The organism is Flavobacterium chryseum (assembly GCF_004362015.1).
Classification (GTDB): domain Bacteria; phylum Bacteroidota; class Bacteroidia; order Flavobacteriales; family Flavobacteriaceae; genus Flavobacterium.
The window spans coordinates 204,508-229,679 of the sequence record NZ_SNWW01000006.1; the positions used below are offsets into that span (position 1 = coordinate 204,508).

The 25,172-nt window shown below is 33.3% G+C and carries 18 protein-coding genes; 6 read left to right on the plus strand and 12 right to left on the minus strand.

Going from position 1 to position 25,172, the window contains the following annotated elements:
* Positions 1-16: 16 nt before the first annotated feature.
* From EV143_RS13440 to EV143_RS13485, 10 genes are all read right to left on the minus strand, one after another.
* Complete coding sequence (locus tag EV143_RS13440) at positions 17-1,393, minus strand: Gfo/Idh/MocA family protein (protein ID WP_133508454.1); 1,377 nt, start codon at positions 1,391-1,393, stop codon at positions 17-19.
* Positions 1,394-1,600: 207 nt separating this feature from the next.
* Positions 1,601-2,698, minus strand: coding sequence for an acyltransferase family protein (locus tag EV143_RS13445; RefSeq protein ID WP_133508455.1), 1,098 nt, complete (start codon positions 2,696-2,698; stop codon positions 1,601-1,603).
* A gap of 172 nt (positions 2,699-2,870) precedes the next feature.
* Positions 2,871-3,746 carry a PKD domain-containing protein gene (locus EV143_RS13450; RefSeq protein ID WP_133508456.1) on the minus strand — a complete coding sequence of 292 codons (876 nt, stop codon included), beginning with the start codon at positions 3,744-3,746 and terminating at the stop codon, positions 2,871-2,873.
* Between the two features lie 27 nt (positions 3,747-3,773).
* The gene (locus EV143_RS13455) at positions 3,774-5,138 is read right to left on the minus strand and encodes a DUF4832 domain-containing protein (RefSeq protein ID WP_133508457.1); all 1,365 of its coding nucleotides are present in this window, start codon (positions 5,136-5,138) and stop codon (positions 3,774-3,776) included.
* 58 nt (positions 5,139-5,196) lie between these two features.
* Positions 5,197-6,672, minus strand: a complete 1,476-nt coding sequence (locus tag EV143_RS13460) for a RagB/SusD family nutrient uptake outer membrane protein (protein ID WP_133508458.1) — start codon at positions 6,670-6,672, stop codon at positions 5,197-5,199.
* Positions 6,673-6,682: 10 nt separating this feature from the next.
* A complete protein-coding gene (locus EV143_RS13465; protein ID WP_133508459.1) occupies positions 6,683-9,961 on the minus strand; it encodes a SusC/RagA family TonB-linked outer membrane protein in 3,279 nt (1,092 codons plus the stop codon).
* A 1,141-nt stretch (positions 9,962-11,102) separates the two neighbouring features.
* Positions 11,103-12,476, minus strand: a complete 1,374-nt coding sequence (locus tag EV143_RS13470) for a sugar MFS transporter (protein ID WP_133508460.1) — start codon at positions 12,474-12,476, stop codon at positions 11,103-11,105.
* Between the two features lie 217 nt (positions 12,477-12,693).
* Positions 12,694-13,620 carry an NAD-dependent epimerase/dehydratase family protein gene (locus EV143_RS13475; protein WP_133508461.1) on the minus strand — a complete coding sequence of 309 codons (927 nt, stop codon included), beginning with the start codon at positions 13,618-13,620 and terminating at the stop codon, positions 12,694-12,696.
* Between the two features lie 5 nt (positions 13,621-13,625).
* A complete protein-coding gene (locus EV143_RS13480; protein ID WP_133508462.1) occupies positions 13,626-14,729 on the minus strand; it encodes a phosphotransferase enzyme family protein in 1,104 nt (367 codons plus the stop codon).
* Between the two features lies 1 nt (position 14,730).
* The gene (locus tag EV143_RS13485) at positions 14,731-15,639 is read right to left on the minus strand and encodes a sugar phosphate nucleotidyltransferase (RefSeq protein ID WP_133508463.1); all 909 of its coding nucleotides are present in this window, start codon (positions 15,637-15,639) and stop codon (positions 14,731-14,733) included.
* A 318-nt stretch (positions 15,640-15,957) separates the two neighbouring features.
* Here EV143_RS13485 and EV143_RS13490 point away from each other — a divergent pair, with 318 nt between their 5' ends.
* Positions 15,958-16,998 carry a LacI family DNA-binding transcriptional regulator gene (locus EV143_RS13490; RefSeq protein ID WP_133508464.1) on the plus strand — a complete coding sequence of 347 codons (1,041 nt, stop codon included), beginning with the start codon at positions 15,958-15,960 and terminating at the stop codon, positions 16,996-16,998.
* 186 nt (positions 16,999-17,184) lie between these two features.
* Here EV143_RS13490 and EV143_RS13495 read toward each other — a convergent pair whose 3' ends face one another.
* Both EV143_RS13495 and EV143_RS13500 read right to left on the minus strand, forming a co-directional pair.
* Positions 17,185-17,820, minus strand: coding sequence for a carbohydrate-binding family 9-like protein (locus EV143_RS13495; RefSeq protein ID WP_133508465.1), 636 nt, complete (start codon positions 17,818-17,820; stop codon positions 17,185-17,187).
* Positions 17,821-17,902: 82 nt separating this feature from the next.
* Positions 17,903-19,762 (minus strand): T9SS type A sorting domain-containing protein, encoded by a 1,860-nt coding sequence (locus EV143_RS13500; protein ID WP_133508466.1) that lies wholly within the window; start codon positions 19,760-19,762, stop codon positions 17,903-17,905.
* A 577-nt stretch (positions 19,763-20,339) separates the two neighbouring features.
* On the opposite strand from EV143_RS13500, the gene EV143_RS13505 reads away from it, so the two are divergent.
* The 5 genes from EV143_RS13505 to EV143_RS13525 all read left to right on the plus strand — a co-directional run bounded on the left by EV143_RS13505 (position 20,340) and on the right by EV143_RS13525 (position 25,112).
* Complete coding sequence (locus EV143_RS13505) at positions 20,340-22,253, plus strand: hypothetical protein (RefSeq protein WP_133508467.1); 1,914 nt, start codon at positions 20,340-20,342, stop codon at positions 22,251-22,253.
* Between the two features lie 157 nt (positions 22,254-22,410).
* Positions 22,411-22,743, plus strand: a complete 333-nt coding sequence (locus tag EV143_RS13510) for a DUF4870 domain-containing protein (RefSeq protein ID WP_133508468.1) — start codon at positions 22,411-22,413, stop codon at positions 22,741-22,743.
* Positions 22,744-22,822: 79 nt separating this feature from the next.
* Positions 22,823-23,581, plus strand: coding sequence for a hypothetical protein (locus EV143_RS13515; RefSeq protein ID WP_133508469.1), 759 nt, complete (start codon positions 22,823-22,825; stop codon positions 23,579-23,581).
* A 117-nt stretch (positions 23,582-23,698) separates the two neighbouring features.
* Complete coding sequence (locus EV143_RS13520; RefSeq protein WP_133508470.1) at positions 23,699-24,235, plus strand: hypothetical protein; 537 nt, start codon at positions 23,699-23,701, stop codon at positions 24,233-24,235.
* Positions 24,236-24,431: 196 nt separating this feature from the next.
* Positions 24,432-25,112 carry an SRPBCC family protein gene (locus EV143_RS13525; RefSeq protein ID WP_133508471.1) on the plus strand — a complete coding sequence of 227 codons (681 nt, stop codon included), beginning with the start codon at positions 24,432-24,434 and terminating at the stop codon, positions 25,110-25,112.
* Positions 25,113-25,172: the final 60 nt, after the last annotated feature.

Consider the following 25,172-nt stretch of genomic DNA (forward strand, 5'->3'; position numbering starts at 1 on the left):
TTACGCTGGGATTTCCTTATTTAGAAAATTCAACAGTACTCAATTTTTGCCATCCGCCGCGAGTAAAATCTGGAATTTCTACCGGAGAAGAATTATTGTCTAACGAAATTTCTGTTAACGGACTCAGACAAGACCATTCGGCTAAATCGTAAACATCCATGTCTAACGGAAGTCCGTTTTGAATGCAATAAAACATACGGTAATCCATAATAAAATCCATTCCGCCGTGTCCGCCTACTTTTTTGGCTTTCTCTTCGATATCTTTTACAATCGGATTTTTATATTTTTCCATTAAAATCTTTTTGACATCTTCTGATACAAATTCTTCGGCATTCAGGTTTTGATAATTTTTAGCAATTTCTGCTCCGGCTTCTTTAGCATCAATAGCATAACCTTCAACCGGATATTTATTCGCAAATCCTTTAGTTCCTGACAATTGATACATTCTGCTGTAAGGTCTCGGACTTGTAACATCATGCTGAATCTGGATCGTTTTTCCTTTTTCGGTACGAATCATCGTCATCGTGTGATCTCCGTTTCTGAAATCAGTTACAACTTCTCCCGTTTTTTCTTTAATAAAAGCAGGATTTCCAACCGCTTTGGTATCCATAGAAACTAAGAAATTCATTTTATCTCCACGGTGAATATTTAAGGCTAAACAGGCTGGTCCCATTCCGTGTGTCGGATAAACATCTCCTCTGTGTTTTCGGTTATAATCCATACGCCAGTTGTTCCAGTAATTTCCCCAATATGGCTGAAGTCCATGAATATAAGAACCTTCAGCATGAAGAATTTCTCCAAACAAACCTTGTTGCGCCATATTTAATGTGGTCAGTTCAAAGAAATCGTAAACACAGTTTTCTAGCATCATACAATGTTTACGGGTCTTTTCTGATGTATTAATAATATCCCATATTTCCTCCATGGTTAAAGCTCCGGGAACTTCTACAGCAACATGTTTTCCGTCTTTCATGGCTTGAACGGCAATATTGGCGTGGTGTTTCCAATCGGTTACAATATAAACGAGATCTACATTTTTAAGTGCGGTTACTTTTTTCCAGGAATCTTCTCCAAAAAATACTTCTGCTTTTGGCATTCCGTGTTTTACTAAAGTATCGTTGGCTGCTTTTGTTCTGTCTTCGAGCATATCACAAAGTGCCACAATTTCTACTCCGGGAATATGTGTAATACGTTCTACTGCGCCTGTGCCACGCATTCCTAAACCAATAATTGCAACATGAACTACCGGAATTGCAGGTGTCGCCAAACGCAAAACATCGGTTTGACCTTTATCTCTTTTGGGCGTTTTTGTTTTTATGATTTGAGCAGATGCATCGCAAATTCTTAATAGCAAAAAAGCTATGAGTAGAAATTTTAAACTTGAACTTTTCATTTTTTTTTATTTTAATATAATTTATTGAGGTGAGTTACTCGTCATTATTTTGTTTTGTTATAAACGATGTATTATTAAACACATAGAAACATAGAATTTGTTCTCTAAAATAAAGGCGTTCCACTTATTTAAAACACACAGAGTTTATTATGTAAAAATTAGGATTTCAAAGATTTTTAATTTTTAATTCTCCATTTTTAATTTTAATTAAACCTTTATATAAGTCTTGTTTTTATGCATGTACCAAAGTATGAAATAAAGGATTCCGAAACCCGCTAAATCGCAAAACGCATCGTAATATGCTCCGGTAAATTGTTCGAAACCAAAGAAAACCTGTTTTGCAATTAAAGAGAAATTGAAGACATGCGAACCCACATAAGTGGCGATGGCATTGAGGCCAATAACCCGAAACGGATACGCCCATTTTGTATAACCTTTTACATCGACAAGCCAATAAAATAAAGCCAGCAAAACAAAACTAATTCCTGATGAGAATATTACAAATGAACTCGTCCATATTTTTTTAATTATCGGATGCCATAAACCTATTATTAACGATATAACGATTCCGATTATTCCAATTAAAAATAAATAGTTGGCGATTTTTTGTCTTGATAAAGATGATAAAAGCAATTCTCCTGCAAATAATCCTGACATTGTTGTGGCGGTAAAACCCAAGCCTGTTAAGAGCCATGAATATTGTGTCTGATCGTAAAAACGTCCAAAAATCTGTTGGTCAATATAAATAGGAAGATTTTTATTTGGCAATAATTCGAAGCTATGTCCGAAGAAACTCGGAATTGATAATAATATGGCATACAAAATCAGACAGCTTGCAAAAAATAGATATCTTCCTTTTTTAGATAAATTGATGTAAGCTATTGATGAGAATAAATAACCGACTGCAATGGCCTGAAGTGTATTGCTAAATATTTGAAATTTTGAAATATCCAGAAACAATAAATTTCCCTGAACAATCCATCCTAAAATAAACAGAATTACAAATCGTCTTAAAATGTGTGAATATAATTTGAAATCTGATGCTGTTTCAGTGCTTCTTTTTCCTAATGAAAACGGAATTACAACTCCAACGACAAACAGAAACAAAGGCATAATTACATCATATAAATGAAAACCAATCCATTCCGGATGTTCAAACTGGTCTGCTAAGCTTTTTGTGAAATTGGTTTTGGCAGCTGTATTCAAATTATAGAAAAAACGATCTGCCACAATAATCATCAATAAATCAAATCCTCGCAGAACATCTATAGACATTAATCGGTTATTGGCAATGGTTTTATTCATTTGGTGTCTTTATTTCTTAATTTGAATTTTAGAAAGCAATCCTTACTATGATTATAATAGAAGAATTACTTTTTAAATATGATTACTCGATAGCTCATGCCATTAGATTTAAAAATGACCTCTTCAAAAAACGTTCAATCTAATGGCAATTTGACAGGCTATCGATGACAAACTACAATTTTAAGGTTGAAAATTTAGGTCCTTCGGGGAAATAAGCAACATCTCCCCATCCTCCATTTAGTTCATTAATTCCAATTCCTACAGATGTTCCTAAAGTTCCTAATTGAGATTTCGGAATATTAAATTCGATAGCATTTGTTGTATTGTTAAGGCTTACAATTGATGATGCATTTAAGTTAATCCCTGAACCTGAAATTACTGTCCATCCCCAAGCTCCATTAGTACCTGTATAATCAAAAAAAGTTCCCCATCCATTACTTACTATAGGTCCTTCAAATAAAAATTCTGCTCCTGCACCTTCCAACCAATGCATAGGATGTAAAAATCCTGTTTGTGTATTGCCATCTGTATTGATAAATAAACGAGCCAATTCCAGTAACATTTTTTTATTTCCTTCTAAATACACATTCACATTTGAACCGCCTGCCCAAATTTTAATTTTTTGGATAGATCCATTTCCAGATGTATTTTGATCAGTAACGGCTACATCATCCCAATCCTTAAATTCACCATCAATTTTAATATCGATGATTATAATTCGTGGTGCTGTTATAACTTTTGTGATAAAGGCTTCTTCTCCGGCATCGTTTGTAACGGTGAGCGAAACTCTAATTTCACCACCAATTTGATAGGTGTAAACGGGGTCTTTTTCACTTGAAGTAAAATATAAATCTCCAAAATCCCATCTGTATTTTGTACCGTTTGTAGAAAGATTTTTAAAAGTAAACGTACTTCCGTCATTGGTAAACGAAAAATCTGCGACAGGTTTTGTTGCCGAATCCGAAGACGAACTATCGCTCGAACATGCTGTTAGCAATAGCAATGCTAACACTATTGCTATGTATTTGGTTAATTTTATTTTTTTCATGGTTTTTTGTTTTAAATGTTTTTAGAACTATTTAATGATAACCGTTTGTGATAATTTGTTGAATCCTGTAGAAGCCTCCCATAATCCAGTATTGGCAAGACGAATACAATAATCAGGTCTGTCAATTAGTTTTGATGAACTGTCTTCAATCTTTAATAGTAATTCATACGTACCGGCTGGAATCTCTGATAAGCTAACCGTTTCTTTTAAATCGAAAGCTACTCTTGGAACCACTTTTCGAACATCAAAACTCAATTTTTTCTTGTAAACCGTTCCGCTCGCTGCTCTTAGAATTAAATAAGCATTTTTTGGATTGTAAACCGGAGCAAAACCGGAATTATTGATTTGTGCATTAAATTCTAAAGTCCCATTTAAGGCAGCTTCTTTTTTTATGCTTGATGATGCTAATGCAAGTCTGTAACCTAACTTTCTTTCAAAATCAGTAAAGCAATTATTATTTCTCCATTCCTGCAAAACCGGACCGTAATAATCAAGATTTAAGTACGTCCATTTTAGCATTGTCATTTCTTTTTCGGCAATGCTGCAGCTTGCCACCGGAACATCGGTTGGCGGACATGTTTCTCCTCCTGTTGGGACAAAAAGGGCTTCATTACTTATATATGTTTTTTCTGCCGTTACATTTACATACGTACCATAATCGTCAACACTTGCCATAAAACAGTCGTTATGAAAACCTAAACGGGCTGTATTTGTATTTCCGTAACCAACTGTAGCATCCATAGCGGTTGTAGTGGCTACGAAGTCTTGTTTGATTTTTGGCGTTCTAACCTGAATTTTAATTTCTTTTGGAAAAGATTCTAAAAGTTTATCCAATATCAGTTTTTTATTGGCTGGTGTAGTTAGTTGGTTTGTGGTGTAATACCATTCTCCCCAAGCGCCAACAAAACCCGCCTGAACAAAAGCTATGACATCTTTGTTTTCTTCTAAAATTGGTTTTAGCTGATCTAAATGTCCTGAAATTATGGCAACAGAAGCATCTGAACCATCCTGAGCATCGGTATAAGCAAAACGTAAAACACATTTTAAACCTGATTCTCTCAAGCGTGTAAAATCAGTTTTTATAAGATCTAATTGCGCTTGGCTTAAAGCCGTCGTTTTGAATTTCTCCAAATAATACAAACGCAAAATAAGGCTTACATTTTCTTTCTTTAAATTCGCTAAAGATGCGGCAGTTATAGCTGCACCTTCAGAATTTACCTGCCAGGTGTGCATAAAACCACGTTCCGGATTGGTGAAGACTTCGTTAGAAACGGTGTAGGTTACTTTTTCCGCTCCGGTTATTTCTTCTTCTTTATTTTCGCCACCTCCATCACTCTGACAACTTGAAGCAAGATTCAGAAAAAGGCAAAATACTATTAATAAATGTTTCATGTTTTTTTTATAATTAAATTATCTGATCAAATCATTTAATATTCTTCTTAAAAAGAAATTAATTATATCCCGGATTCTGAAGAAATTTTCCTTTTCCTTCACTTATTCTGTCTAATGAAAATGGAAATAATGCTTTATAAGGCGCACTTTGACTGGCTGCACCATTCAAAGAAATAGCATGTTCTGTAAACTTCCCGTGTCTGATTAAGTCTGAACGGTATTGTCCGTTTTCGCACCAATATTCGTGTGACCTTTCTAAAAGAATCATAGTATTAAAACTGGCAAGCGTGCTATAATTTGCTAATTGTACTTCACTGATTTTAGCTCTTTTTCTAACAATATTTACCAAATCGATGGCTTCTTGCGTTGGCGTTCCAGTTTTGTTTACCAGTGCTTCTGCTTTTGATAATAATACATCAGCATAACGATATATAATCATATCTACTGTTGTCAAAGCGGTTGTTCTTGCAGCATCCGGATGAATTTTTAACGGAATTGGTCCTAATTGCATGTAATTAGCAGGATTAGCTCTGTTGTAAGTCACTCCATCTGTACCTGTGTATTCTGCAATAAGTGCTGTTTTACGAATATCAGTGGCTTCAAAAGAGTCATAAAATGTCCATGAACTCTGAATAGTTCCGTAGCCTCCGCGTCCCGGAAAATTATTTGGCAGCGCCATCATTTGCCATTGATTTTCGCTTGTTCCTGCATAGTCTGCGGGAACAGCCCATATTACTTCTTTACTTTTAGTTGGTGCTGTTAATCCCCATAGGCCAACATAATCAGCTTCTAATGCGTAATAATTCATATTCATAATGGCATTAGCCTGTTCCTCTACTTCTGCCCATCTTTTTTCATGAAGATATAATCGTATTAGAACCATTCTGGCCAAACCCTGACTAAATCTGCCATAGTTTGCTTTATCCGGAGCCGGCAGGTCTACTGCGGCAGCTTTCAGATCATTTTCAATAAAACTTACCATATCTGCATTTGAAAGTCGTGCCAAAGGTTCTTCTATCAGTGGATTTTTAAGAACCTCTAAAGGTGCTACTACAATTGGACCGTACATATCAAAAAGTTCATAAGCCAATACTCCTCTTGCACATTTAATTTCTGCAATCGCCTGTTTTTTTATCAACTCATTTACACTTGATTTTTCGATTCTGTCAATGCTCAAAGTCATACTGCTTATCTTGTTGTAGAACACATCATAAAAACGGGTAAAATTGGTAGAACTAGGTTTATAGCTGTGTAGAGATGCTTCTTGCTGTACGCCGTAAGGCCCCTGAAGAATTTCGGTTGTAGCATCTAAAATAAATATTAGTCCATTTTCTGAAGTAGAATGAATTCCGTCACCGTAAGCACCTCTTAAAGGAGAATAGGCTGATGCTACAATAGCTTGAATATCGGCTTCTGAGCTGGGAAAAATACTTGGATTAATCTCATCGTAATTGACCGATTGAAAATCATCATCGTTACATCCTGAGAAAACTAGTAATAGTAAAACTATTGTATAATTTTTTAAATTTTTCATGTCTTTTTTATTAAAACTTAAGATCAACTCCTACTGTGTATGTTTTTACATTTGGATATGCTGCTGCATAACCATCTGTTTCAGGATCTATACCATCATATTTTGTTATGGTAAAAAGGTTTTGCCCATCAAGTCTGATGGCAGCACCCTGCATGAATTTTCCAAACCATTTTTTCGGGAAATTATAGGTCAGCGATACGCTTTGCAAACGTACAAATGAAGCTTCCTGCATAAATAAATTGCCAGATCCGTATGGTGAATATCCAAAGTGTGATGCCGGACGTGTATTACTTGGATTATCCGGTGTCCATCTGTTATATATATTGGTAGTCACATTTCTTCCGTTTTGCGCTACACCTATAGCGGTTACACCGTATGTAAAATCAGTTCTGTCCATAATCTCTCTTCCAAACATTCCATTAAACTGAAAGTTCAATTGAAAATTTTTCCAAATTATGTTATTACTTAAACCTGCTACAAAATCAGGATCAGATGATCCGAGTAAAACCGTATCAGCCTCATCAATCTTACCATCGGCAGCACCCGTTCTCAAAAATATTCCATTTGCATCTGTTACAGGATTTCCTAGACCGTCTCTTACAAACCCATTAACATCTTTAATTTTTACCTGTCCCGGAAACAATTCAGGCTGCGCAGGTACTACTTCTCCTATTTGCATTATTCCGTCAGCAATTTGGCTGTATTGTGCACGAACAGGATCATTATAACTTTCATAAACTTTTGGTTTCCAGTCAGGAGCTCTTTCCTTCCAGTTTGTTTTATAGTGAGAATAACTAAATGTAGTTTTCCATTGAAAATCAGGACGATCAATGTTTACTGTACTTATTGTAACCTCTACCCCTTTAGTTTGTGTACTTCCAATATTAGCCCAAACCTTATTAACTTCATTATAACTATTAATATTTTTTTCCTGTAATAAATCTGAGATCACTCTTTCGTATACTTCTACAGAACCTGAAACTCTTCTTTTAAGGATTTCAAAATCAACACCAAAATTCTTTTCGGTTGTTGTTTCCCACATCAAGTCAGGATTTTCTAATCTATTGGCAAATACTCCTGTCCAAATTGATTCATCAGGATTTAAATAAGCTGCTCTTGCATCAAATGCTCCTGAGGCTTTTCCGTTTGAATTTCCTACTGAACCATATCCAAATCTTAATTTAAATTGTGAAACATATTCTGAAATTGGATCCATGAAAGTTTCCTGCGACACATCCCAACCCACCGAAATAGATGGAAACAAGGCATATTTTTTATTTGCAGCATAATAACTCACTCCATCACGGCGTATGGTTGATGTTAGCATATATTTATCTTTATAAGAATAGTTTATTCTTGAAAAATAAGAGCGATAAATATCTTCCAGGCCTGATGAGGCTGTTCGTTTAATTCCCGCACCGGCATCAATATTATGCCATAAAAAAGAATCTGTAATAAAATTACTGTTTCCTAATTCTGTTGTTTCTACTCTATAAGTCGATTGAGAATATCCTGCCATGAAAGTAAAAGAGTTATTGGCTCCTATTTTGGTGTTATAAGTTAAAATAACATCGAGCAAATCATCATTCTTATTTTGTGTATTGATCGATGCTTTACCATTTTCTAATGCTCCGTAAAGTGTTGTTCTTGGCAAATAAGTACTTCTGCTAGCATTTCCCTGATCAAAACCTGCCTGAACTCTTGCTGTAAAACATTTAAACGGTTTTACTTCAGCATAAAAATTCATCAGCGTTCTGTCTACAACTCCTTCATCAGAAATAGTAAGCAATGAATATGGATTTGGTTCTTGTGAGCTATCAGGGTTAATTGGATATTTTCCGAATTCATCTATGGCCAAAATATGAGGCCCTTGTTGAATTGCAGATCTAATAATTCCTGAGTTTTCAAATTGAGATACTTCTTCTCCTGTCTCCTGATTAAATTGTCCTCCTAATTGTGAGTTCTGATTGTTAATCCTGCTTTTTGTCATATTCATACCAACAGTAACAATGTCATGTAATTTCTGGTCAATACTAAAATGGACCGTACTTCTTTTAATTCCTGAATTTTTAACAATACCTTCCTGATTGTATAAATTTCCAGATAAGAAATATTTAGTAGACTGAGTTCCGCCTCTTAATGATAAGTTGTTTTGCTGCACCATTCCGTCTCTCGTTACCAGCGATAACCAGTCTGTTCCTTTTCCGGCATTTCTGATCTGTTCATCCGAATAATATCTTTTGTATGCGATTCCATTAACGGGATTAGCATTTGCTTCTTCCAGTGTTTTTGAAGAATACGGATATACTTTATTTGTAAACTCCCAATTTTCTCTGGAAGCATCATTTCGTAATTGCATCCATTCTTTCAAATCCAGAACATCATAACCGTCATTGTATTTTTGATACGAAAATGATCCGGAATAATCTACTCTTACTTCTCCGTCTTTTCCTTTTTTGGTTGTAATTAAAATGACACCATTTGCAGCTCTTGCTCCATAAATAGCAGAAGCACTTGCGTCTTTTAATACATCTATAGATTCAATATCATTTGGATTAAATGAATTTAAGACACTTTGTGTTCCTCCGTTATATCTATTTCCTGAACCTGGCTGATCAAGGTTTGTAATCGGAAATCCGTCAACAACAATTAAGGGATCATTTGGGGCATTAATAGATCCTGCACCACGAATCTGAATATTAAAACCACCGCCCGGCTGTGCACTATTTTGAGTAATTTGCAAACCTGCAACTTTACCCTGAAGCGCTGTTAAAACGGATGGTGCAGAAGATAGAGTAAGTGTTTCTCCTTTTATGGAAGACATCGCTCCTAATACATTTTTCTTTTTCTGAGTTCCGTAACCTACAATTACTACCTCATTTAAGGTTTTTGATACGGGTACCAAAGAAACTTTAATATTGGTTTGGTTTGCTATCAAAACTTCTTTACTGTCATATCCTACATAAGAAAACAATAAAGCTTCTGTGCCAGAAGGAACTAAAATAGTAAATGTTCCGTCAAAATCAGTTGTTGTTCCTCTTGATGATCCTTTTGGAACAATCGTCACGCCAATCATGGGTTGACCTAACTCATCTAAAACAACTCCTTTGATAATTATATCTGCAACTGATTTTTTATTTATAATTTCTGATTTTTTGCCACTATCCGAAGATGTTGTAGCATTTACTTTTACAACAGTTACGATCAAGACTAAAATTGTAATTATTGCTTTTAAATTAAATTTTAATTCCTGATAGTTACCGTTTAGTAACTTATTACTTTTTTTCATATTATTCTGGTTAGTTTATTGGTTAATGTGAAAAGCATACTTTATGTGAGTAAATAATGGTTAGGAATTTTAGCCCGCACAAAGTGAAAAAGTTCAGGTTATGTTTTTTTTGGTTTCATAATTTTTCTGGTTTTGTTTTTTTTGTTTGTTTTCGTTTGGTTATTTATTTTTTAACTGATATTCTTTATTTTGGGTTTATGTCTCGCCTAATTATCAATTACTTAATTACGTTTCGGATTTCGTAATCTTTTGATTTTCTATTTCCTTTCTTCCGAATATTGAAACTCATTTTCAACTTCAAAATGGGCAAAAAAAAAGCTCTTTTTTAACTTACTATTGGCTAAACTAAATAATATTTTTTAATAAACAATGGTAAAATCAAAAAAATGTGTTCGTGCACATAAAAAAAGTGTTTTCGAACACATTTTTTAGAAAAAGTATTATTAAATTCTTACTTATTTTGAATTTTAACCGAATAAGAATTTAAATTTTTAATATAAAAAGTTCATTTAATTCTAAAATTAAGAATGTTTTATTTGGAATTCATTTAATTAAAAAACGCAATAAAAATTCTCTTTTCTATATCTAAATCAATCATTTAATGTTTTTTTGAAACCATATTCTTATTCCAAAAAACAACTTTAAGCCGATGACAACTAAATTAAATTCCTAATTTCAATAATGATTTTTTCTGTCAAGTGATCAGCTTTTTCTTGAGAAATACTTTCGATATAAATACGACTAATCGGTTCTTTATTTGATTTTCTTAAATGCACTTATTCAACCCTAAAATCAATTTTGATAACATCGGTACAATTCGGTTTTTGGCTGCTGAATTTTTTGTGCTATATTTTCTAAAATTTCCTTCACATTAATTTGCGGAGTTAATTCAATTTTGCTTTTGCTCATATAAGATTCAGTGTTAACTTTCACGAAGCTTTATAAACGTAATTTTAGCATTTGCAAGAAGCGATAAAAAAAGACATCAGTTGAGCCAGAGCTCTTTCAAATACGAATATTTGAGTGCTTATTATAATCTTGAATAAAATGTTATGTTTATAGAAAGTTCTGCAAGCTTACTACACAATATTGTCATCTCCTTCGAGGACAAATTTCAGGTAGAACTAAAACCAAAAAACCTTTACCAGTTTCTGTATTTATGACCTTTAAATGCAAAAAACACGATCATTAAATAGGCTGGAAACAATATTAAATAAGCCAGTTGATTTCCACTTTTTGCAGTTTCAGTAATTCCCGCAGTTGCATTTGATGTATTAATTGTATCTGCAAGCAAACCATAAAGTAACGGAAAAACAGCACCGCCAATAATTCCCATAATCAGAATTGCGCCTCCAATTTTTGTAAATCCGCCAAGATCCTGAAGTGCCATTGGCCAGATTGCCGGCCAGCAAAGTGCATTGGCCAATCCTAAAAGTGCCACTAAAATGATTACTAAAGGCAATTGTGGAATTCCAGGTAATTGAATCATGATTTTAGGTGAAAGTATTACAATCAATGAAACTAAAATTAAACCCAAAAATCCGGACATTTTTAAAGCAAAAACCTGTGAAACATATTTGGGTATTAGTGTGATTCCTAAAATATATCCCACAACCATTGCGGTCATCGTAAACGAAGTCAGTTTGAGATAAAAAGATCCATTTTCGCCATAAACGCCCAATTGTTTTCCGAAACCTCCTATGGAGTCTCCGGCTAAAACTTCGGCAGCGATATAAACCATCAAAGTAATAACGCCAAAAACCAATTGCGGATGTTTGAAAGCTTCTTTTATTTGTTTGAAAATACTTAAATGTGCCACCTGTCCTTCGTCATCTAAATTGATTTCAGGAAGCGGAGAAAATTTCACTAAAACGGCCAAAACCAACATGATTGCTGCCATGTACATATATGGCGTTTGCAATTGCAAGGCTAGTAAATCTAAAGCACTTTCTTTTTCAGCCGATGTTAAAACCGCAATTTTATCTGCAGAATAGTCGCCAATATTGGATAATACTAAAGAAGTGAGTAATAACGGAGCCAGAAATCCTGCGAGTTTATTTGCGATTCCCAATACGCTGATTCTCGCAGCGGCACTTTCGCGCGGACCAATTACCACAACATACGGATTCGCAGCGGTTTGTAAAACTGCCAAACCGGTTCCCATTACAAATAAAGCGATTAAAAAAAGTCCAAAAGTTCGGGCTTCGGCTGCTGGATAAAATAGTAATGCACCAACGGCAATAACTAATAATCCTAGTGAAATTCCATTTTTATAGCCTACTTTTTCGATTAGAAATGAGGACGGAATCGCCATTACAAAATAAGCAATATAAAAGGCAAAAGTCACAAAATACGATTGTGATTCGGTTAGTTCACATGCCAATTTAAAAAATGGAATCAGCGGTCCGTTGAGCCAGGTTACGAATCCAAAAATAAAAAATAACGAGGTTAAAATAACCATTGGAATCAAAGTGCTGCTTTGTTCTTTTTTTAAAGTAATATCGATTTCTGACATATTTTTGGGTTTGGGGTTAGTTATTCGCTGTGTGTGTTTTTTTTAAACATAGAAACATAGATTTTATAAGCTAAAAGAAGGCGTTTCACTTGCATCAACACACATAACTATGTGTGAGAAAACTAGTTTTCTTTTTATATTCTTTTTCAATCTATAAAATCTATGTTTCTATGTGTTTAATATTTTTTATGCGATTTAAGCTTTGTTAATTCGATGCTTATTTACCGACTAATTCCTGCTCATAAAAAAGAATGGTTTCTTCTAAAGCTTTATCAATTATATACTCTGGTTTAAAGCCTAATTGATTGAATTTTTCAGGATTCGCTTTTGAATGTTTGATATCGCCCGGTCTTGCTTCCAGAAATTTTATTTGCGATTTTGAGTTGGTAATTTTGATGATTTTTTCGGCCAATTCTAAAACCGATGTACTGTGACCGAGTGCAACATTATACGTTTCATCTCCTTTTTGAGAAGCCAGAATATTAGCTTTTACAACATCTTTGACATAAATAAAATCTCTGGTCTGCAATCCATCTCCGTAAATAGTAATCGGTTCATTTTGAAGTGCTTTATTAATGAAAATTGGCACCGCCGCTGCATAAGCTGATTCCGGATTTTGGCGCGGACCAAATACGTTAAAATATCTCAACGATGCGGTTGGAACCTGATATTGATCGAGATACATTTTTAAATAATATTCTCCGTCTAATTTTGTAATTGCATAAGGCGTCATGGGTTCCGGAAACATGGTTTCTACTTTTGGTAAAATAGGATTGTTCCCGTAATTCGCTGCAGATGTTGACAGTACAACTTTACAACCTGCATTATTTTTTGCCGCTTCCAGAATATTAATTGTTCCGATCGTATTAATTTCGATACATTCTCTAATTTTTAATAACGATTCAGGAACGCTGACTAAAGCTGCCAAATGAAAAACACCTGCTACACCGTCAATTACTTCATTAACTAAATTTTCATCGCGAATATCACCTTTTACAAAATCAACATTCAATCCTTTTAGGTTGTGTTCGAATCCTGTTCTTAAACTGTCCAGAATTGTAACCTGATGTCCTTCATTTGATAAATGTTCGGCGATGTGGCTTCCTATAAAACCGGCACCTCCGGTAATTACATATTTTTTCATTTCTCTTATTTTAATGATACAGCCGAATTCAAATTATAGTTTTCCATTTCTGAAAATTGTTCCGTAAGGCTTTCAATTAGTTTAAATTGATTCTTAGAGCGATCAAGATTATGTTCCGGATATTCTGTTTTATAATACACGTCATCATTCAGAAAATCAGTTAAAAAACGCAATGCCATAATAAAAACCATCGTTTTTGCACCAAGCGGTAAGTATTTTATTTCTAATAAAGAAAGTGACGAATTCGTTTTCTCAAGAAAACCTTTTACATAGGCTTTATAATATTGTAAATTGAAATTGACAAGTTCCAGATTTTTTTCATCCTCGGCAGCTGTATTACAAATGGTTCTGATTGCATCGCCAAAATCATAATGAATAATTCCGGGCATAACGGTGTCTGTATCAATTACACAAAGTCCTTTTTTATTGGCGTCGAAAAGTGCGTTTGAAATTTTGGTGTCGTTGTGTGTAACCCGTAGTTTTATTTTTCCGGTATCTTTTAATTTTTGCAGAATGTGCATTTCTTCTTTCAGTTCATGAACGAGATTTATGCAGGTTTTGGCTTGTTCTATCCGTTGTTCTGAAGCTTCTTTTAAGGCAGTATCAAACTGCGAATAACGAAATGCCATATTATGAAAATTCGGAATTACTTCGATTAATTTTCTGGCATCAAAATCACTGGTCAGGTTTAGAAATTCGCCAAAAAGTTTACCGCCTTCATAAGCAATTTCCTCATTGTTAACGGTTTCAAAAGTCAGACTTCCTTCAATATAAACCATCATATTCCAGAAATTTCCATCTTTATCCTGATAATAAAAAACGCCTTTTTTTGTACCGATAAAAGTTAAAACACGGCGTTTCAGTTCGTCTTCAGATAAATGCTTTAGTTTTCGCAACAAATGTTTACTTACGCTAACTTTGTTGGCAATAAGTCCTGAAACGTCTTTAAAAACGCCATTGTTAATACGTTGCAAAATAAACTGTTTAGAACTATCAGTTGTTATTAAATAGGTGTCGTTGATATGACCGGAAGCCAATTCTCCAAAATTTTTGAAAACCTCGATATGGTCGAACTGGTCGAATATAAATTTTAAATGTTCTGCTACCATATTACCAGAGATTAGTTGGATACACTTTTTGGGCTCTTAATTTTTCAATTTCTTTTTTTACAATTTCCTTATCTTCTTTATACGTCACTCCAAACCATTTTGCATTCGACTGAAGCACTTCCAGAGATGCATTTTCTGATTTTAAAATTTCATTTACAACTGATGTAATAAAGAATTCGGCTTTTAAATCGTGTTCGTTTTCTTTCAGGAATTCTTCAAAAAGTGCGCCTCCAAACTCAAAACATTTAGGTGTAAATCCCCAGAAATTCATCGAAACAATCGTGTTTTCATCAATGGGAATAAAATCACCGTTATCGTCTTTGCGCATTAATTTGCCATTTATTTTTTCGATGTGCGTGCGTTCTGTAACATCGGTCAAAAAATTATTTTCATCGACCTGACATTCTCCTCTTGAAACAAAACCATGATCCGAAACCGTATTTTTAAGCAAATACGCCATCATATTAAAATGATACGATTCTTTATCCATTTCTGTTAAGGCTTTTGCCATAATTTCGAACGCTTCTTTTCCGTAAAAATCATCGGCGTTTATAATAGCAAAATTTTCGGTTACTTCATCTTTTGCCATTAATAAGGCGTGTCCGGTTCCCCATGGTTTTTTTCTTTCGGGATTTTGATATTTTGGCGGAACATTATTAATTTCCTGAAAAACATATCCTACTTCGGCTTTTCCTTCTAACTTTTTATCAAAAATTTCTTTGCATTCCTCTTCTATATTTTTACTGATAATAAATACAAATTTTCCAAAGCCTGCCTGTAATGCATCATATATCGAAAAGTCCATTATTGTATCTCCTTCGGGAGTAAACGTATCTAACTGTTTTAATCCTCCGTATCGACTTCCAATACCTGCCGCCAAAATCACGAGAGTAGGTTTACTTTTGCTCATTTAAATAGTATATTAATTGGTTTATTATTTTATTGTTTTTGGTCAGTTTTTTTATTTCCATTGATTTTAAAAAAGCAGCAAAATAATGAGTAATTCTATTTTGATAACTTCTCGTATAAAGTGAAAAATAAATATTAATCTGATAGTTTTTAAGTTAATATCATAAACTATATGATTAATATTCGGCTAAAATATATATTAATATTCTATAAAAAAAGAAAATTGTGTTAAAATGTGCTCGAACACAATTAAAATGTTTTCGAACACATAAAATTAAATATTTTCTCATATTTGATTTTTATATATATTTGTTTCTATATGGAAAAAATTTACACAATTAAGGATATTGCAGAACTCGCAGGTGTTTCTAAAGGCACTGTAGATCGTGTTTTGCATAAAAGAGGAAAAGTCTCTCAGGATGCTCTTGACCGGGTTAATGAAGTTTTGGATAAAATTGATTATCAGCCCAATTTAATGGCAAGAAGTTTAAAGAAGACACAAATTTATTCCATATGTGTTTTATTGCCGGATTCTAAAAACGATCCGTACTGGCAGCCTTGTATTGATGGCATAAATGAAGCCAAAAAAGAGTTTAAATCTTTTAATGTTAAGGTGGAGATTTTCTTGTTTGATGCCACAAGTACAGCCTCCTTTGTAGAAACGAATAAAGCTGTTTTAAATGCTTCGCCAGATGCTGTTCTTTTAGTTCCTTTATTTCATAAAGAAGCTATTGACGCAATCGAAACCTATAATTCTAAAGGTATTATTGCCAGTATTTTTAATAATCAGCTTAAATCGAATTCTATAAAAAGTTTTGTTGGTCAGGATTTATTTCAAAGCGGAAGAATTGCTGCACGATTACTAGAATTACTGATTCAAAAAGGAACAATCGCCATTATTCATATTGATGAGGATTATGAAAATGCGATTCACATGCAGGAAAAAGAAAAAGGTTTCAGGGATTATTTCGATCAATTTGAAGATGGAAAATTCGAAATCAAAACGTTCAAAGTAAAACATCCGCAGTTTAAAACGACGCTTAAAGAGTATTTAGAAGCAAATCCAAATATCAGCGGACTTTTTGTAACGACTTCGAAAGCGTATCAGGTCGCAAAAATTATTGCTAAAAATCCTGAAAAGAAAATTGCTCTTGTAGGTTATGATTTATTGGAGAATAATCTGGAATATTTAAACAATAAAACAATTGACTTTTTGATTCATCAAAATCCGAAAAGACAGGCGTATTTGGGAACAACGAGTTTGATCGAACATTTTATTTTTGAAAAAGAAATTAGTGCCGAAAAGTTGTTGCCAATCGATATCATTAATACAGAAAATGCTAAGTATTATTTTTTATAAACTATGAGCTTAGTTTTTTTAAACACATAGAAACATAGCCTTTAGTAGTGTAAAAAGGCGTTTCACTTGCATGAATTCATCCCGAAGCTTCGGGACTATGTGTAATAACGTGTTATCTTTATTCTCTTTTTTTAAACTATAAAATCTATGTTTCTATGTGTTTAAAAATATTAACAGCGTTTTTTATTAAAGTAAAGTCAAAGTTCCGAAAGAACTGGCAACATGAAAATTAGGCGTTTCCGTATTTGGATTCACCCATGAAATCCAGGTTGGTTCATAGAGATTATTTTCTTGTTTTTTATATTTTGCTCTGTAAAGTCCGGCTTCGAGAATATTGCCTTTAATTAAGTGGAAATTTTGCAGCGACTGAATGCTGATTGCTATTTCTACAACAAAGTAATTTTCTTTGATTTGAGATTTTACGGTAATATCATTTTCAGGCCAATTCCAGTCAAAATCAAATTTTTTGGCGGGAGATGCTGTAAAATCCATGATTCTTGGCGTTGGATCAATTTCGATACAATAATACGGATTTAATGTTTCATCTGTCCTGAAAAAAATCTCTACCCTGTCTGATTCTCCAATACTGTCAATAGAATCATCCTGCCCGTCTATATGAACATTAGCATCATAAACGGTGTAGCAAAAATAGATATTCTCTGTATCCCATAAAGCTTTAAACTCAATTTTATCGGGGTTTATTTCATCCCAAGGCGAAACAAAATCAGTTAAAATTTCAGCTTTATTCCAAAACGGATTATCTCCTAAACCATTTATTTGCAAAATGTTTTTTTCGATACGGTTTACATTATAATTTTTCATTCTAAAAAGGTACGAAATTTTAAAAATAAAAAAGGGAGCAAAAAAAGAAAAATCTTCCTTGCTCCCTAAAAATTATTATTATTTATTTCAGGTATATTTTATTGTTGCTGATTTCGTTATCAGCATTAATTTGAAGAATAACCAATTGTGATTTTTTTAAATCAGAAACATTCATTGTTGCTGAATTTGTTGCATTATATTCTCCTTTTAAAAGTACTCGGCCATTTAAATCTAACACCGAAACAGTGGCAGATTGAATTTCTTTTCCAAAATTAATATTAATTTCATCTGAGGCAGGATTAGGAAAAACAGCAAAGCTTGGGGCAATTTCTTCGGCTACTTCTGCTGTAGCAGCCTTTTTAGCTGTAGATCCGGTTTGTAATTCAGAGCAACCAATATCGATTCTTCCATTTCTTTTACGAATATCATCATCAAAATCTAATGTGCCGGAATAAGTACTGTTATACGTTGGATCTCCTTTATCTGTGGCAAAAGCACCTGTTGTTAAAGTAAAATCAAATGTCGCAGCGTTTACAAATCCGGGTAATCCTACTACAGAGTTTACATCTTGTCCTGTGGCTGTTGCAAACTGAGGCTGATTATAAGATCCTGTTGTTGAACTTCCGTTGAAACTTATTCCGGTTAAATCAATAATGAAATCTGTATTTCCTTCTCTGTAATATAAATTGTAGTTGGATACAAAACTTGAAATGGTATAACCAGAAGAAGCCAAAAATGCTTTTTTACCGGTTGTAGCATACATAATATTATTCTTGTACGTTATTCCTGAACTGTTCTGAAAATGCACTTCACCTCCGTAAATATCAGCAACGGTTCCTACTGCAACGCCGGCAATTGTAGTAACACCATTGATAACGGCTCCGGTTCTGTTTTTGTAAAAAGTATTGTTATAGATTTTTGTATTGCCAACACTTGTTGTGTAACCGCTTCCGTTAACGCCACCAAAAATAGCTCCGGTTACAACGTTATTATAAACCGAATTATTATTTACAATATGTCCGGTAGACGGACCTCCGTTTCCGGTTGCCGTATTTTGCTCAGCACCAACGGCAAGCCCTACTCCACATCTGTACACTTCATTTCTTTCTACTGTAACATTTAAAGCGCCATCTACATAAATACCGGCACTATTGGCCACAGCACTCATACAATTAAAAACTTCATTTGAAGCAATTATACCATTTCTTGCCTGATTATTACTTGTCGCACCGGTTGAAGTGTAGTTTCCTGCAGCAACAATTCCGATATTGGCAATATCATAAACTGTATTTCCTGAAACCGAAAAAACATTTACGTTTCCGGTTACTGTTACGGCTTCTCCCCAACCTGTGGCACAATTATTTACCTCGTTGTTTTCAATCTTTACATTAGTTATGGCGTACGTGCCATTTCCTGCATCTACTTTAATCGCATTGGCCACAATACCGCTATTAGCAGGAATTGAAGAAAGATTATTGCTGATCCAGCCAATATTTCTAACCACACAATTTTTGATCGTAATGTTGTTTAGATTAGCGGTTGCACCTGAATTGGCCAGAATCCAGATTCCTTTACTTCCGTTGCCAATTTTGTTCGCAATAGTCAGACCATCAATAGTAACGCTGCTTGTATTTACAATTCCCAATACATAGGTATCAGTACTTGTCCATCCCGAAGCGTTGATTACCACAGCAGCTGAACCGCTTTTTTGAATAGTTAATGGTTTACCAACAAAAATAGGACCTGTAACAGGATAGGTTCCTGAAAGCACCAAAACTGTTCCGCCAGATGGAGCCGCCTGAACTCCTTTTACAATCGTTTTAAATGGTAACGCGGCTGTACCTGTACCAGTAGTATCGTTTCCGGTTGTCGAAACATACGTTTGCGCAAAACCCTGCACAAAACACAATAAAATAATAAAAGTAATTTTCTTGATTTTCATAATTTGATATTTTGGGATTTAACAATTAAAAAAAATTATAGTATAAAATATTGCAATATTTACAGTTCAATAAAACAAGCTGTTTTGGTTTCTTCATTTTTAAAAAATCAACGATAATTTTATTATTAAGCTGCTGATTTTAAAACTACTATCATTTAAAAAAGAAACTTAAAGTAGCTTATTTCAGACTAAAGTAAATAATGAAATTTAATTGACAATGCGAAAATTCAAAAATATGTGTTCGAACACAAAAAAAAGTTGCGTTTTGCAATTATTGTAGTTTTTATACTACAGTTATTTTACAATTAAATAATGTGCTTGAACACAAATAGAAAAAAGACTACAGGAAAATAAAATTACCTTATTGGCAAAATTATGATTTCGATGATTTATCTAATAAAATTTATCGATACTTACTACTTCGACGTATTGAGAGTTGCCGGCTATTTTTGGTGCTACTATTTTTATATCTTTGATTTTAATTCAGGATAAATCCTCAATTACATTATTCCATCAAATACCAAGTTGAAAGACTAACCATATTTCCAAAAACTAGTTAAAAAACAGATTAGAAATTATGACTAAATGCCTTCAGTATATTTTCTATATATGCCTATTTACTTTCTTTACTTCGTTTCATTGTTTTGCACAAAAAACAAAACAAGAATTAATCAAATTACTTGAGCAAAAAGATTTATCTCCAGAAATAAAAGGCGATTATTTATGCCAGCTCAGTTCGTGTTATAAAAAAACCGATACCATAAAAGCGTATGCTTTTGCAAATCAAGCTTTAAAGATTGCACGCCAAGAAAACGCAATTAATAACCAGGCAATTGCCTATGAAGCGCTTTCAGACATTGCACGCTATCTTGATAATATTCCAAAACAAATAAAATTTGCCGATTCGAGTTATGCTTTAGCTGTAGAATCTAAAGACCCGAAGGCGATTGCTTATGCCAATTATGCTATTGCTTACAAACATGAATTTATTGGCAATAAGGAAAAATATATTTATTACATGCTGAAGTCGCTGGCTTATTTTGAAAAAAACAAAATGAGATACGATAAAGTAGTAAATGGATATGAAAATTTGGGTGCGTATTTTATCGATCACAACGATCTGAAATTCGCTAAAAAGTATAATAAAAAAGCTTTAGACTTAGCTTATGAAAGTAAAAATCAAATTAACATCGCTAATGGTTTAACAAGTTGGACTCTTTTTCTGGTTAGAGATGCAGAACAGAAAACTCCCATTGATTTACATCTCTTAAAAACGGCCGAAAACAATTACTTAAAAGCCATTGCAATATTCGAAAATGAAAAAAGAAAAGGCAATATAAATGGCTCTTATGGAAGAACGTGTTTAAATCTTGCCAGTCTTTATTTGTATCATTTTTTTGAAACGCAGCCCGAAAAAACTTTAGCCTATTTAAAAAAGACGGAAGCTGTTTGCCTGAACATAAATGAACCCATGCAGCTTATGGTGATGTACGGCCAGCAAGCACAATATTACACGAACATAAATGATATACCCAACGTTGAAAAAGTATTAAAAAAAGTATCTCAAATTATTGAAAATCATCCGGAAATAAACTCCAGGTATTATGCCCTACTCTATAAAAACTATATGGATCTGGCGACTATAAAAAATGATTTCCCTGCCTACAGAAAATATTTTGATTTGTATGACAAAGCGGTTGCCGTGATGATGGAAAAGGAAAACAGATCCAGAGAATACAATGCTTCGGTACGTTTTGAAACAGAGAAAAAGTCGCAGGAAATTAAATTATTGAAGGATAATCTTGAATCAAGAAAAAAGATCAATTATTTGTATATCGCATTGGTTGTCTTTGTGTTTTTTACGCTTTTGTTTATGTTGCGTTCGTATCATTTTAGACAGCGCTCGTATATTAAAACAAACCTTTTGCTTCAAAAAGCGAATGAAGAAGCAACTCTTTTATCTAAAATAAAGGAAGAAGAAGCTATGATTGCTTTATTAGAATTTGAATTGACGGAGAAAGAACTTCAGATTGCGATTCAGGAAAAGAAACTGAACGAACAGGAAAAAATTAAATTGCAGCAGGAATTAATGACCAATAATCTTCAATTAGAAAAGAAAAATGAGGTTCTGAAAGACATTCAGAACAAATTGCAGATTATGAAATCGGAGAAATCTTCGGATATAAAAACCATTTCAAAAACAATCGACAAAAGTATGGAGGTCGATGATGAATTCGAATTATTAAAAACGAGTCTTGAAAACACCAATCCTGTATTTTTTTCGACCTTACAGGAAAAAGCTTCGGGCACGCTTACCAAACTCGATTTTAAATATTGCGGTTACATAAAGTTAGGAATGAGTACCAAAGAAATTGCCAATCACATGAATATCGAAACCCAAAGCATGCGAATGGCGCGCTACCGAATCAAGCAAAAACTAAACCTTGACCGCGAAACTGATTTGGATACTTATATCACTTCTGTCCAGTAAAATCAATACTTTAGGCGTTTTTTTATTGTTAAAATAATTTTCTTGTAGATACAAAATATATGGTCAAAATGACTACTGTAGATGGTTAGTATATACCAGATTTTATTTTTTGAGGAATTTCATGATTAATTTTGGATTGAATTTAAAACCAAAAATCATGAACAAAAAGACGCTTTCAATTATTTCGTACATTACTATTATCGGTTGGATTATTGCTTACGTAAACTACAACAAATTAACCGTTAAAGATTCTTTAACGAGATTTCACTTGAAACAAGGTTTAGGAATTGCAATTTTAGGAATCGTTATTTCTGTTGCTTTAACAATCATTGCGGTTGTTGTACCAACATTGGCAAGTATTTTAAGCCTGGTAAATCTTGGAGTTTTAGTTTTATGGATTATGGGGATCATAAACGCTAATAACGAACAAGAAATTCCTGTTCCTGTAGTAGGAAAATTATTTACAGATAAATTTGATTTCATTAAATAATTGCTAAATGCCAGTATGAAAAAGCAATGTCTCATACTGGCATTATCACATTGTCATTTCATTAGCATAAAAAAGTGTCATGAAAAAAATCCATTTTTTAGTACTTATAATTTCTCTTTCGAATTGGGCAAACGCTCAGGTTATCGATAATAATCTTCAGGGATACTATCTTGCCAAATCTGATTCGAATATGTATTCGTTTTTTGAATTTGACGGAAACGGAAAAGTAAATATTGTTGGATTAGGTAACGGTGATTATTTTACCAAAGGCGATTCGTTATTTATCTATCCTGATAAAAGTATTTTTAAATTTAAAATAAAAAACAATACTCTTATTGGAGCTTCGAACTGGGTAGAAAATGAAACATGGATTAAAAAAGATACTGTCGTTGCCAATAATAGAAAAGATGCGGTTTTAGCAAAGAAAAAAGCCGGTTTGTTGCATGAATATTATACGTTGTCTAACAACAAATCATCGCTAGAACTTATTTTAGATGACAATGCAGTAAATGCTAAAAAGGAAAAAATAAGCAAACTTTGTAATGAGGGATTAAGTAAAGCCTGCATGGATTATTTTGGAATGATGCTGATCGAAGATCAAGGTATGGCTGCAATATTAAATCCTGGAAAAAATGCAAAACCAAAACCATTAAATCCTCAAATTGTTGCGCTTGGAAATAAAATAATTGCACAAGGCGAACCTGAAGGCTACACACTTTTGGGCAGCTATTATTATATGTTGGGCAAAAAAGAAAAGGCGATAGAACAATGGAATATTGGTGTTCAAAAAGGAAGTCAGAAGTCTGCAATGGCTTTGATACAGATTGAAATGGAATAAGAAAAAAACGGAACGATGGTAGAATTAATTACAACTGTTTTACTCACTTTAATAAAATTTGTGTTACAGCTTTTTTAACACAAACTATAGATTTTAAAATAATTATAAAGAAATAAAATGAAGACAAAAATTATTATTGCAGCATTGCTATTGATCGTTTTACAATCTTGTAAATTGGAAAACACACCAGAAGAATATTTTGATAGATCTGCCTTAAATACTAATTTATTTATGGAGTTTGGTGCGAAGGATTTTCAAAGAATGGAAGAAAATAAAGGTGCAAATCAACTTATGGCTTTTGATGAAAAAAGTACGTTTCCTGCAAAATCGTATGAAGACCATATTATGAGATTTAAAGTTCCGTATTTAAAACAATCTATTAAAAAAATAGAAGATTTAAAACCAACTGACGAAACTACACCCATGATTAATGCTTCATTAGATCTTTTCAAATTTGTTGAAGAAAAATATGAAAATGATTATGTAAAAATCGCCCGATTAATGGATCAAAAAGCATCTAAAGAAACAGTAGACAAAGCTATTGCCGAAATGGAAGCGGCTAATTTTCCAATTTTTGAAGAAAAATATAAAAAACTTTGGGACCTGGCTTTGCCGTACGCAAAAGACCACGGAATTGAAGTTACAACATATTAATTGCCTTTTTAGTTTTATTACACGCCGATAACTTCATTAGAAATAATGAAGTTTTTTTTTGAATAATTTTAAAATCAAAGCGTAATTCTGTAATGAAAGATTGAAATACTGTAAGATAAATATTTCGTAAACTGCTTATTTTTAACCTTCTAAAATTATTATGCAAATAATTTAAATAACGACAAAAAATAAAATCATGGAAAATATATCGACATCTATTAAAAATATTCAAAAACAGAATCTTCCAAAAATTAAAAATAACGTTTCGGCTATTGAAAGAATTTTAATGGTAACCAGCGGATCTTATCTTTTATATCAAGGATTGTCTAAAGAAGATAAAAGTATTGGAAAAATTGGTACCGGAGGCGCAATGCTTTTAAGAGGCCTTAGCGGATATTGTCCTGTATATGATGCTGTTGATCATATAAAAGACGGCAAAACATCAAACATTAATATTCGTGTTCATAGTGTAATTGATAAACCTATTAGTGAAGTTTATACTTTTTGGCGCGATTTCGAAAACCTGCCAAAATTCATGAATCATATTGAATCTGTTAAACCGATAAATTATAACATTTCGAAATGGACAGCAAAAGGTCCGGCCGGAATTGGGAAATTGTCATGGATCGCAGAAGTCATAAAAGATGAAAAAGAAAAACAAATAAGCTGGAAGTCTTTACCGGAGTCATCTATTACAAATGTTGGGAAAATCACTTTTAAATCTAAAGGCAAAGCCACAGAAATTGATGTTACGATTTCGTATCAGGCTCCACTTGGAATTGCAGGAGAAAGTGCCGCACAACTATTAAATCCTTATTTTGAGAAACTGGTTAATGATGATGTAACCAACTTTAAAACTTACTTAGAATCTCATTAATACGCTTTTCTAACTTAATAAAAATGCCTGTAATGATTTTGTCATTACAGGCATTTTGAT